We start from the raw sequence: 11,826 nt of genomic DNA on the forward strand, positions 1-11,826 counted from the left end.
CCCGGTTCGGAGAAAGAGGAGACCACCGTGACCGCCGCCCACCTGCGCCGCCCACCCATCTCGGTCGCCGTGCTCGACCTGCTCGAGCGGGCCCGTGTGACGCTCGAGTCCGCGTGCCGCACCACCGAGGCTTCCGAGCGCTACCGCGACGCCCACCTCGGTGCACTGCGCGCCGCTGCCGCCCTCGTCGCGGCCCGGACCGTCCCCACGCCGCGAGCGCGCCCCCGCAGCGTCTGGCAGGTGCTGCCCGGCGTCGCGCCCGAGCTGGGGGAGTGGGCCGCCTTCTTCGCGGCCTGCTCGGCCCACCGGTCGGTCATCGACCGGGGCGGCCACATCAGCGCGCGCGAGTCCGACGACCTGCTGCGCCAGGCCGAGATGTTCCTCGAGATCGTGCAGGACCTGCTCGGTGTCCCGCTCACGGTCCCCCTGCCGCAGTCGATCACGCCCGTCTCGAGAAGCCGGGCGAGCGGGGCGTGACGACCAGCATGACCACCAGCATGACCACCACCATGACCAGCGGCGCCGCGGGCGAGAGCTTCGTGCACCTGCACGTCGCCTCGGGCTACTCCATGCGCTACGGCACGGCCAGGCCCCACCAGCTCGTCGAACGGGCGGCCGCCTTCGGCCAGCCGGCTCTCGCCCTGACCGACCGCGACGGACTCTACGGCGCGGTCAAGTTCGTGCGTGCGTGCATGGAGCACGACATCGCCCCGATCCTCGGTGTCGACCTCGCCATCGGGCCCGAGCAGCCTGAACGCCAGCGTCCCGCGCGCACCCCGGTGCGGGGTGGCGCGCTCGTCGACCCGCGGCTGCCTCGCGTCACGGTGCTGGCGCGTGGCAGCGGCAGCGGCCTCGCGCCGGGCGCGGGATGGGCAGCGCTCTGCCGGCTCGTCACCGCGACCCACCTGCGCGGTGAGCGCGGCAACCCCGTCACGACCGCGAGCCTCGTCGCCGAGCACGCGCGCACGTCGCCCTCCTCGCCCTCCTCGCCCACGTCGCCCACGACGGAGGACGACGGACCCGGCGGCCGTGGCAGACGGCATACGTCACCGGTGGCGGACGGCGGCCCCTCTCGCCTCGTCGTGCTCCTCGGACCCGACTCCGACGTCGGTCGGGCGGTGCTCGCCAAGCGTCGGGACCGCGCCCGAGCGGCCCTCGAACGCTGGATGGCGCTGCTCCCGCGGGGCGCCGTCGTCGTCGAGGTCGTGTGCCACGGCGGACCGGAACACCAGCCCGGCAGCCTCGGCCAGGCTGCACGCATGCTGGCGCTGGCCCGAGAGGTCGGCGTGCCGAGCGTCATCACGGCAGCGGTGCGCCACACCGACCCCCAGGACGCCGCCATCGTCGATGTCCTCGACGCCGCCCGCCGGCTCGTCGCCCTCGACGCCCGCCACCTCGACCGCGTCACGACGGCCGGGCACCTCTCGCCGACCCCCCTGATGCACGCCCTCGCCCTCGACATCGTGCAGGTCTCCGGGCCCGGTCTCGTCGGCGGCGGGTCACGTGCCCGCGAGCAGGCACGCGAGCTGCTCGCCCGCACCACGGCGCTCGCCGCCGAGTGCGTCCAGGACCCACGAGCCGACCTCGGCATCGGCTCGGTGCACCTGCCCGAGCCGGGCATCCTCGGCATCCGGCCCGGCACCAACCCGCACCGCGTCCTCGCGCGCCGGTGCCGCGAGTCCATCCCGACCCGCTATCCCGGCCGCTCCGAGAGCGAGCTCGTCGCGGTCAGCGACCGGCTCGAGGACGAGCTCGGCGTCATCGAGACGCTCGGCTACGCGACCTACTTCCTCACCGTCGCCCAGGTCTGCGACCTCATCCGTGAGATGGGGGTGCGGGTCGCGGCCCGGGGGTCAGGCGCAGGGTCGCTCGTCAACTACCTCCTCGGCATCTCCGGCGTCGACCCCATGCGGCACGGCCTGCTCATGGAGCGCTTCTGCTCACCGCTGCGCGCCGAGCTGCCCGACATCGACATCGACGTGGAGTCCGCCCGCCGCACCGAGATCTACGAGCGCATCCTCGACCACTTCGGCGGCGACCGCGTCACGTGCGTGTCGATGATGGACACCTACCGGGTGCGGCACGCGATCCGCGACGCCGGCGCCGCGCTCGGGCTGCCGCCGTCCGAGGTCGACGCCATGGCCAAGGCCTTCCCGCACATCGCGGCACGCAACGTGCGCCATGCCCTCGCCGAGCTGCCCGAGCTGCGGGCGAGCGGTCTCGACGTGCCGCGCCTGCAGCTGATGTTCGACATCGTCGAGCGGCTCGACGGGCTGCCCCGGCACATCGCCCTGCACCCCTGCGGGGTCGTGCTGTCCGACTCCGTCCTGCTCGACCGCACCCCGGTCGAGGCGAGCTGGCTCGGCTTCCCGATGAGCCAGTTCGACAAGGACGACGTCGAGGAGATGGGCCTGCTCAAGCTCGACGTCCTCGGCATCCGGATGCAGTCGGCGATGGCCCACGCGATCGACGAGGTCGAGCGTGTCGACGGCGACCACATCGACCTCGACGACGAGTCGCAGGTGCCCTTCGACGACGAGCCGACCTTCGAGCTCGTCCGGTCGACGAAGACCCTCGGCTGCTTCCAGATCGAGAGCCCCGGGCAGCGCGAGCTCATCGGCAAGTTCGGGCCGCGCAGCTTCGACGACCTCATCATCGACATCTCGCTCTTCCGGCCCGGCCCGGTCAAGAGCGACATGATCATCCCCTTCCTCAACGCGAGGCAGGGGTGGAAGGACCCCTCCTACCTCCACCCGACGCTCGTGCCCGCACTCGAGGAGACCGAGGGTGTCGTCGTCTTCCACGAGCAGGTGCTGATGATCGTCGCCGAGACGACCGGCGTGACCCTGGCCCAGGCCGACGAGGTGCGCCGTGCGCTCGGCACCCCCGACGGACAGAAGCGGATCGAGGCGTGGTGGCGCCCAGCGGCCCGGGCCCGCGGCTACGCCCCCGACGTCGCCGACAAGATCTGGGAGGTCCTCAAGGCCTTCGCGTCGTTCGGCTTCTGCAAGGCCCACGCCGCAGCGTTCGCCCTGCCGACCTACCAGTCGGCCTGGCTCAAGACGCACCACCCGGCCGCCTTCCTCGCCGGGGTGCTGACCCACGATCCCGGGATGTACCCCAAGCGGCTCATCCTCGACGACGCCCGTACCTTCGGCATCGCGATCCTCGGCCTCGACGTCAACGTCTCGACCGGCTCCTACCGCTTCGAACGCACCGACGACGGCGGCGAGGCCATCCGGCTCTCGCTCGCGGACGTCCACGGCATCAGCGAGGCCGAGGTCGCGCAGATCGTCGCCGGCCAGCCCTACTCCAGCCTCTCCGACTTCTGGCAGCGCGCTCACGTGTCCCGCCCGATCGCCGAGAAGCTCGTGCTGGCAGGGGGATTCGACTCCCTGCACGACATCGACCTCGGGGGGCCGTCACGGCTCGACGAGAGCGGGTCCGGCGTCGTGGGCCGCACCCGGGGCGGTCTCGGCCGTCGCGGACGGGTCACCCGGCGCGACCTGCTGCTCCACGTCGCCGAGCTCGACCGGTGGTCATCGTCACAGCGCTCGTCGCGCCGGTCCTCCCGGCGGGTCTCGGCCGCGAGCCGGTCCTCGGGACCGGCCTCGACACGGGGGCGGGTCACGTCCGTCTCGGCCACCGGCGACATCCGGGCGCTCGCGGCCGCGCAGTCCCAGGCCTCCGCGGGAGCGCCCGGGCACATCGCGACGCAGCTGACGCTGGACCTCGGCGACACGCCACGGCTGTCCGCGACGAGCGGGCTGCCCGAGATGACCGGTCCAGAGCAGGTCCGGGCCGAGCTCGAGGTGCTCGGCCTCGACGCGAGCGGCCACGTCGTCGACTTCTACGGTCCGCTGCTCGACGCGCTCGGCGTGACCCGGGCGCGCGACCTGCTCTCCGGACGCAGCGGTCGCGAGGTCCTCGTCGCCGGGGTCAAGGTCGCCACCCAGACCCCGCCGATCCGCACCGGCCGCCGCGTCGTCTTCCTCACCCTCGACGACGCCACGGGCCCGGCCGACCTCACCTTCTTCGAGGACGTCCAGGGACCGTATGCCGCCACCGTCTTCCACTCGTGGTTGCTGCTCTGCCGCGGGGTCGTGCGACGCACCGGTCCGCGCGGCGTCTCGATCCGGGCCACCGGCGCCTGGGAGCTCTCGGCCCTGCAGGACGCGTGGACCTCGGGCGGCATCACCGCTGTCCGCGACGCGCTCGACGCCGCCGACCGTGCGGCGTGGGAGCGGGCCACCGCCCTCGCCGGTCCCGACGGGGCTCCGGCCGGGGTGGGTGAGGGCCCGGAGGGGCGGCGCGTGCTCGTCCACGCCTCGGGGTTCAAGCAGTCGCCGTACGCCGACATCAAGCCGGCCGGCGACGACGTCAGAGGCCCCCGAGGCACGAGTCGGCTCGTGCCCACCGAGACCGTCGGTGGGCCGCCACGCAAGCTGTGGCACGCGAGCCCGGGAAGCTCGGGGCACTAGGGTGAGGACGCACACGAACCACACGCAGCACCACGCGTACCACGTTCCCAGACGGAGGATCCCGTGCCCGACGAGCAGCGCCCCCAGCGACGTGGAGGGGTCCGGCCGTCGGCGGTCGTCTCGGCCGTGGGCCGCATCGCCGACGAGTGCAGCACCCGCCTCGGCCGTCCGCTCGAGGTGCTCGACCTCGGCGGTGGCACCGGTGGCGTCGCCGTCCCGCTCGCCGAGGCCGGGCACCACGTCACCGTCGTCGACCCCAGCCCCGACGCGCTCGCGTCGCTCGGTCGCCGGGCCCACGAGGCCGGCATCGTCGATCGCATCACCGCGGTCCAGGGCGACGGTGACTCGCTGGGCGCCGTCCTCGCCGATCGTCGCGTCGACCTCGCCTGCTGCCACGGCACGCTCGAGTTCGTCGATGACCCCGCAGCCACGCTCCACGCCATCGCCCAGGCCCTGGGGGAGGGCGGCGTCCTCTCGCTGCTCGTCTCCGGTCGGCTGTCCGTCGTCTTCGCCAAGGCCATCGCGGGCGAGTTCGGGCAGGCACGCGCGGCCCTCGTCGACCCGTCCGGCCGCTGGGGCAGCACCGACCCGCTCCCGCGTCGTTTCGACGTCGAGCAGCTCGAGACCCTCCTCGCCGAGGCCGGCTTCACCGACGTCCGGGTCCGGGGCACCAACATCCTCGGCCACCTCGTACCGGCCTCGCTCATCGACTCCGAGGCCGATCGCGCCGCTCTGGCCGAGCTCGACGACCTGCTCGTCTCCGGTCCGGGACGCGAGTTCCTCCGAACCCTCGGCAATGCTCTCCACGTCGTCGCGCGCCGCGACTGACCGGCTGGCGACCGACCGGGCCGTGGTGAGCCCGTCGCACCGTCGGATGGTCCGACGATGAGCCGCCGCCAGTTCACCGCACCGACCCGGCGGAGCGCCGAGCCGCCCGACGACACCGGCTGCACCGTCCTGCACGTCGACATGGACGCCTTCTACGCGTCAGCCTCGCTCATCTCCCGCCCGGAGTTGAGGGGTCGACCGGTCATCATCGGCGGCGCGAGCGGTCGCTCCGTCGTGCTCTCGGCGACCTACGAGGCGCGCGCCTTCGGAGTCACCTCGGCCATGCCGATGGCGCGTGCCCAGCGACTGTGCCCGCAGGCGGTCATCATCGAGCCCGACCACCGTCGCTACGCCGCCATCTCCGAGGCCGTCATGGCCACCTTCGCCACGATCACCGACAGCGTCGAGCCGCTCTCGCTCGACGAGGCCTTCCTCGACGTGTCCGGGGCCGTACGCCGACTGGGACGTCCCACCCAGATCGCCGAGCAGCTGCGCGACACCATCGCCGACGAGCAGGGCATCACGTGCTCGGTGGGGGTGGCCTCGACGAAGTTCGTCGCCAAGCTCGCCTCCAACCTCGCCAAGCCCGACGGGCTCATCGTCGTGCCCCGCGAGGAGGTCGTGTCGTTCCTGCACCAGCTGCCGGTCGGGGCGATCTGGGGCGTCGGCGACAAGACCGAGGAGCACCTGCACCGTCTCGGCCTGCGCACGGTGGCCGACCTCGCCCACACTCCCGTCGAGACCCTCCAACGGGCCCTCGGCGACGTGGCGGGCCGTAGCCTGCACGACCTCGCCTGGGGCCGCGACCCCCGGTCGGTCGTGCCCGAGAGGCGCGAGAAGTCGATCGGCGCCGACGAGACCTTCGCCCACGACATCGACGACCCGGTCCGCATCCACCGCGAACTGCTGCGCCTCGCCGACCGGACCGCTGCCCGGGCCCGGTCCGCCGGCATGATGGGACGCACCGTGTCCATCAAGGTCCGGTTCGCCGACTTCACGACGATCACCCGGGCCAAGACGCTGCGCCACCACACCGACGTCTCCCGCGACATCTTCGCCACGGCCCGCGAGCTCTACGACCGGCTCGGCCTCCAGCGGGCTCGGATCCGGCTCGTCGGCGTCCGCCTCGAGGGCCTCGTGCCGTCGGCCGTGGCCCCCATCCAGGCCACCCTCGACGAGCCCGAGCACGGGTGGCGCGAGGCCGACCGAGCCGTCGACCGGGCGAGCGCCCGCTTCGGCGCGGGATCAGTGCGTCCAGCATCACTCATGCCTGACCGGACCTCGGGTTCCCAACGCGAGCGGCGCGACCTATCCTGAGGGAAACAAGTCCGTGTCGGTCGGTTCCGGCATACGATTAAGGCACAGTCGATTTCGCACCAGGGAGGTGCCGAGTGGCACTCTCGGAACACGAGGAAGCGCTCCTCCAGCAGATGGAGGAAGCCCTCTACGCAGAAGACCCTCGCTTCGCGTCACGCATCGAGAAGACGAAGTCGCGGGGTCTCGGCCGTGGTCGCGTCGTCGTCGGTGTCGTTGCGGGCGTGGCAGGGCTGGCCCTGGTCGTGTTCTCCGCGATGAGCAGCAACATCTGGCTGGGTGCGGGTGGTTTCGCGATCATGGTGGCCGGCATCGTCTATGCCATCACGCCGTCCCGGACCAAGCTCGCAGCCGTCGGCAGCGACGGCACGACCAAGCCCCGTTCGGGCAAGGTCAAGGCCAGCACCTCCAGGCAGGGCACCTTCATGGAGCGCCTCGAGGAACGATGGGAGAAGCGCCGCCGCGACCAGTGGTGACGCGTCGCGCTCCGACCATCCATCTGCACAGGACCCTGACGGACGTCGTCGGGGTCCTTCTGCGTCTCGCGCGGTCAGAGGGGCGAGCCGCGGACCGGACGGGGCTGGGGACCTAGGGGCTGGCGACGTAGACGGCCACGCCCCACGTCGCGATGATGGCGAAGGCGGTCGCCAGCTCGATGCCGATGTTGAGGCCAACGGCTCGGATCGCCTGGCCGGTGGCCCGCCAGGCCGCACGGTGCTCGCGGTGCTTGGCCAGCTCGAGGACGTAGACCGCCAGGACGAAGCCCAGCGGGGCGCCGACGACCGGGACCACGAAGAAGCCGAGCACGGCCACGGCCAGCGCCACGGCCACGACGGCGCCGTCGACCCCGGCCGACTTCATCCGGCGCCCGGGGAGGACGTACTTCGCGACGAGGCCCACGGCATACAACACCGTGGCGATAGCGAAGACGAGCCAACCGGGCCCGTCCTGACGTGCGAACGCCCACACGAGCGTCGCGCCCCAGACCACGACGAGTCCCGGGAGCACCGGGACGACGATGCCGACGGTGCCCACCACCATCGCGAGCAGAACGAGGACGTTCGTCGCGGTGATCACAGGGCAGTCGTCGGCGGCGTTCGGATCAGGATGGGGTCAGGAGGGGCCGGGTCGGAGATCGCCTGTGGGACTCAGCGTTCGTCCACGGGAGCGGATCCCGGGATCTCGGTGAGTCGGTCCGTCTCGTCGCGGATGTCGAGAGCCTTGTCCTTCAGCGCCGGGAGGTGCTCCCGACCATGGTGCGCGCAGAAGAGCAGCTCTCCGCCGGAAACGAGGCGGGCGCGGATGTAGGCCTGAGCCCCACACCGGTCGCAGCGGTCAGCAGCGGTCAGTTCGGGTGCCAGTGCTGTCGTCATCGTGTTCGCCTCTTTCCTCCCTCGGGGGTTCCCCGGAGGGAAACCCTGCCATGTACGTCCGACACTCGGTCGGTCCATCCGGTGGACCTCTCGTGTCTCGCGGACGTTCCAACAGTGAATCACGTCGAATGCTTCCCGACGATCAGGCTCGGAGGCTGAGACGCCCCGTGCACAACATCGTTACGCGTCGGTGATTCGCCGCCGCCCGGCCGGCGGATGGTCCGCCTGCCCAGCGTGCCTCCGGGGGACGGTCGGCGGGGGTGGCTAGGCTGCCACTGCCAGCCCCTCCACAGCCCGACCGCTGGCCGTTCCCGACCGAAAGAGATCGACACACGTGGCCTCCGCCTCCCGACCTGCTCCCTCCGGCAACGGCGACTACACCGCGCGCCACCTCCAGGTCCTCGAGGGCCTCGAGGCCGTGCGCAAGCGCCCGGGCATGTACATCGGCTCGACCGACCAGCGCGGTCTCATGCACTGCCTGTGGGAGATCATCGACAACGCGGTCGACGAGGCGCTAGCCGGCGTCTGCACCGACATCGAGGTGATCCTCAGCAGCGACGGCTCCATCGAGGTCAGGGACAACGGTCGAGGCATCCCCGTCGACATCGAGCCCCGCACCGGCCTGTCCGGTGTCGAGGTGGTCTTCACGAAGCTGCACGCCGGTGGCAAGTTCGGTGGCGCGTCGTATGCCGCCACGGGTGGCCTCCACGGGGTCGGGGCGTCCGTCGTCAACGCGCTGTCGGCACGGCTCGACGTCGAGGTCGACCGCGCGGGCAAGACGTACGGCATGAGCTTCCGCCGCGGCGAGCCCGGCACCTTCACCGACCGCTCGCCGGTGCACTCGCCGGACGCTGAGTTCACCCCCTACGAGAAGAAGAGCGCGCTGCCGGTCGTCGGCAAGGCGAAGCGTGGCGTCACCGGCTCGCGGGTGCGCTTCTGGCCCGACCGGCAGATCTTCCTCAAGGACGCCGAGCTCGATTACGACGCCATCCTCGGCCGCGCCCGGCAGACCTCCTTCCTCGTCCCCGGTCTGCGTCTCGTCATCCGCGACGAGCGCCGCCTCAAGGGCACGCCCGGGGAGGAGGGTCCGATCGAGGAGGTCTTCCAGCACGAGGGCGGCATCACCGACTTCGTCGAGTTCCTCGCGCCCGACACCCCGATCACCGACGTGTGGCGCCTCGAGGGCTCCGGCACCTTCACCGAGACCGTCCCGGTCCTCGACGTCAACGGCCACATGACCCCGACCGAGCTCGAGCGCGAGTGCGGCGTCGAGGTCGCGCTGCGCTGGGGACAGGGCTACGACACGAAGCTCCAGTCCTTCGTCAACATCATCACGACGCCCAAGGGCGGCACCCACGTCACGGGCTTCGAGCAGTCGATCGTCAAGGTCTTCCGCAAGCAGATCGAGGTCAACGGCCGGCGGCTCAAGGTCGGCAACGACAAGCCCGAGAAGGACGACATCCTCGCGGGCATGACCGCGGTCGTCACGGTGCGTCTGGCCGAACCCCAGTTCGAGGGGCAGACCAAGGAGGTCCTCGGCACCAACGCCGTGCGCGCCATCGTCGCCAAGGTCGTCGAGAAGGAGCTGACCGACCGGCTGACGTCGACCAAGCGTGGCGACAAGGCCCAGGCGGCGCTGCTGCTCGAGAAGGTCGTCTCGGAGATGAAGTCGCGCATCAGCGCGCGGCTGCACAAGGAGACCCAGCGACGCAAGAACGCCCTCGAGAGCTCGACCCTGCCGTCCAAGCTGCGCGACTGCCGCACCACCGACGTCGAGCGCTCAGAGCTGTTCATCGTCGAGGGCGACTCGGCGATGGGCACCGCGAAGGAGGCACGCAGCTCCGAGTTCCAGGCGCTGCTGCCGATCCGCGGCAAGATCCTCAACGTCCAGAAGGCGTCGGTGTCCGACATGCTCAAGAACGCCGAGTGCGCCTCGATCATCCAGGTCATCGGGGCCGGCTCCGGCCGCAGCTTCGACCTGTCGGCCGCGCGCTACGGCAAGGTCATCATCATGACCGACGCCGACGTCGACGGCGCCCACATCCGCACGCTGCTGCTGACGCTCTTCTTCCGCTACATGCGCCCTCTGGTCGACGCCGGCCGGGTCTATGCGGCGATGCCGCCGCTGCACCGGCTCGAGGTGATCAACGCCGGGGCGAAGAAGAACGAGCTGATCTACACCTTCAACGAGGCGGAGATGCGCCGCACGCTCGCCCGCCTCGAGAAGTCGGGGAAGAAGATCAAGCAGCCGATGCAGCGCTACAAGGGCCTCGGTGAGATGGACGCCGACCAGCTCGCCGACACGACGATGGACCCGCGCCACCGCACCCTGCGCAAGGTGACGATGCGCGACCTCGAGGCTGCCGAGCGCGTCTTCGAGCTGCTCATGGGCAACGAGGTGGCCCCGCGCAAGGACTTCATCATCGAGTCCGCCACCGAGATCGACCGGGAGCGCATCGACGCCTGACCCACCGGTCCGGGCCGCCGAAATGTCCGTCGCGTGTGGAGACCGTCGGCGCAACCCGGCACGCAGTGCTTACGATGTGTCCCTGCAGGCGCGACTCCTCCCGCCGGCACGCGTCGAGAAGGGGAATCGATGGTGGGCAACGTCAACGCCGAGGAGTCGGTCGCCGATGGGCGGTTCGGCGCGCCCACTGGGGATGTCGGACAGGAGGACGTCGACGGGGGCACCTTCACCGTCGTGCTCCCCGGGGCCGGTGCCGACGACGCGGTCGTTCCGGACGAGCCGCAGCAGCTCTCCGGCACACCCGACGCGCCTGACGACGATGTCGCCGTCGCCGGTATCGACACGGCGGCGGGCCGCACGGCGCCGGCGCCGCCGCGCTACCTGACGTCCGACGAGCTCCACTGGGCGAGGGAGACCGTCGAGGCGATCTCCACGACGTTCGCCGCGAAGGTCGTCGGGCAGGCCCGTCTGCAGGAGACGCTGCTCATCGCGCTGCTGACGGGCGGCCACGTGCTCCTCGAGAGCGTCCCGGGCCTGGCCAAGACGACCGCGGCCCAGACGATCGCCCAGGCCGTCGGCGGCAGGTTCCACCGCATCCAGTGCACGCCCGACCTGCTGCCGAGCGACATCGTCGGCACGCAGGTCTACAACCAGCACTCCGGCACCTTCGAGACCCAGCTCGGACCGGTGCACGCCAACTTCGTGCTGCTCGACGAGATCAACCGCAGCAGCGCCAAGACCCAGTCCGCGATGCTCGAGGCGATGCAGGAGCGTCAGACCTCGATCGGCGACAAGAGCTACGCCCTGCCCGACCCGTTCCTCGTCCTCGCGACGCAGAACCCCATCGAGCAGGAGGGCACCTACCCGCTGCCCGAGGCCCAGATGGACCGCTTCATGCTCAAGGACGTCCTCGGCTATCCCTCGCCGGCGGAGGAGGCCGAGGTGCTGCGGCGCATCGACTCCGGCATCTTCGACTCGCCGTCCGAGCCCGTCGTCTCGGTCGCGGACGTCAAGCGGCTGCAGGCCCTCGTGGGCCGCGTCTACATCGACCCCGCCATCGTCAACTACGTCGTCGGCATCGGCTACGTGACCCGCCACCCGCGCGACTACATCGAGCCGCGCCTGGCCGGCTACGTGGACTTCGGGGCGAGCCCGCGGGCCAGCATCGCCTTCACGAGTGCAGCGCGGGCCCGCGCCCTCATCGACGGGCGCAACCATGTCGTGCCCGACGACGTCAAGGCGCTGACGCACCGGGTGCTCCGGCACCGCGTCACGCTCGGTTTCGAGGCGGCCGCCGACGAGGTGGCCGTCGAGAGCATCATCGATGCGATGGTGGGCGGGATCCGGACTCCCTGACGGGGGC

General features: G+C 71.4%; 9 protein-coding genes. 7 read left to right on the top strand and 2 right to left on the bottom strand.

Features of this window, described 5'->3' with window-relative positions:
* Window positions 1-27: 27 nt before the first annotated feature.
* The 5 genes from AC1DIW_RS10380 to AC1DIW_RS10400 all read left to right on the top strand — a co-directional run bounded on the left by AC1DIW_RS10380 (window position 28) and on the right by AC1DIW_RS10400 (window position 7,099).
* Window positions 28-477, top strand: coding sequence for an SAV_6107 family HEPN domain-containing protein (locus tag AC1DIW_RS10380; protein WP_442278258.1), 450 nt, complete (start codon window positions 28-30; stop codon window positions 475-477).
* 20 nt (window positions 478-497) lie between these two features.
* A complete protein-coding gene (locus AC1DIW_RS10385; RefSeq protein WP_478107973.1) occupies window positions 498-4,481 on the top strand; it encodes a DNA polymerase III subunit alpha in 3,984 nt (1,327 codons plus the stop codon).
* 63 nt (window positions 4,482-4,544) lie between these two features.
* A complete protein-coding gene (locus AC1DIW_RS10390) occupies window positions 4,545-5,309 on the top strand; it encodes a class I SAM-dependent methyltransferase (RefSeq protein ID WP_478107975.1) in 765 nt (254 codons plus the stop codon).
* A 57-nt stretch (window positions 5,310-5,366) separates the two neighbouring features.
* A complete protein-coding gene (gene dinB / locus AC1DIW_RS10395) occupies window positions 5,367-6,626 on the top strand; it encodes a DNA polymerase IV (protein WP_478107976.1) in 1,260 nt (419 codons plus the stop codon).
* 74 nt (window positions 6,627-6,700) lie between these two features.
* On the top strand, window positions 6,701-7,099 hold the full coding sequence (locus tag AC1DIW_RS10400) for a DUF3040 domain-containing protein (RefSeq protein ID WP_442278254.1): 399 nt from the start codon (window positions 6,701-6,703) through the stop codon (window positions 7,097-7,099).
* A gap of 112 nt (window positions 7,100-7,211) precedes the next feature.
* Here AC1DIW_RS10400 and AC1DIW_RS10405 read toward each other — a convergent pair whose 3' ends face one another.
* Window positions 7,212-7,700: a DUF456 domain-containing protein gene (locus AC1DIW_RS10405; protein WP_478107979.1), complete on the bottom strand. Its 489-nt coding sequence runs from the start codon at window positions 7,698-7,700 to the stop codon at window positions 7,212-7,214.
* 71 nt (window positions 7,701-7,771) lie between these two features.
* A complete protein-coding gene (locus AC1DIW_RS10410; protein ID WP_442278252.1) occupies window positions 7,772-7,996 on the bottom strand; it encodes a DUF7455 domain-containing protein in 225 nt (74 codons plus the stop codon).
* A gap of 334 nt (window positions 7,997-8,330) precedes the next feature.
* Here AC1DIW_RS10410 and AC1DIW_RS10415 point away from each other — a divergent pair, with 334 nt between their 5' ends.
* Entirely contained in the window at window positions 8,331-10,463 is a 2,133-nt protein-coding gene (locus AC1DIW_RS10415; protein ID WP_478107981.1) for a DNA gyrase/topoisomerase IV subunit B, read from the top strand.
* A 129-nt stretch (window positions 10,464-10,592) separates the two neighbouring features.
* Window positions 10,593-11,819: an AAA family ATPase gene (locus tag AC1DIW_RS10420; protein ID WP_478107982.1), complete on the top strand. Its 1,227-nt coding sequence runs from the start codon at window positions 10,593-10,595 to the stop codon at window positions 11,817-11,819.
* Window positions 11,820-11,826 lie beyond the last annotated feature (7 nt).

It is taken from the genome of Terrabacter sp. 01T434 (genome assembly GCF_056398545.1).

Coding starts and splice junctions, on each gene's coding strand:
- AC1DIW_RS10385 (WP_478107973.1), top strand. CDS start 498: ATGACCACCACCATGACCAGCGGCGCCGCGGGCGAGAGCTTCGTGCAC.
- dinB (WP_478107976.1), top strand. CDS start 5,367: ATGAGCCGCCGCCAGTTCACCGCACCGACCCGGCGGAGCGCCGAGCCG.
- AC1DIW_RS10410 (WP_442278252.1), bottom strand. CDS start 7,996: ATGACGACAGCACTGGCACCCGAACTGACCGCTGCTGACCGCTGCGAC.
- AC1DIW_RS10420 (WP_478107982.1), top strand. CDS start 10,593: ATGGTGGGCAACGTCAACGCCGAGGAGTCGGTCGCCGATGGGCGGTTC.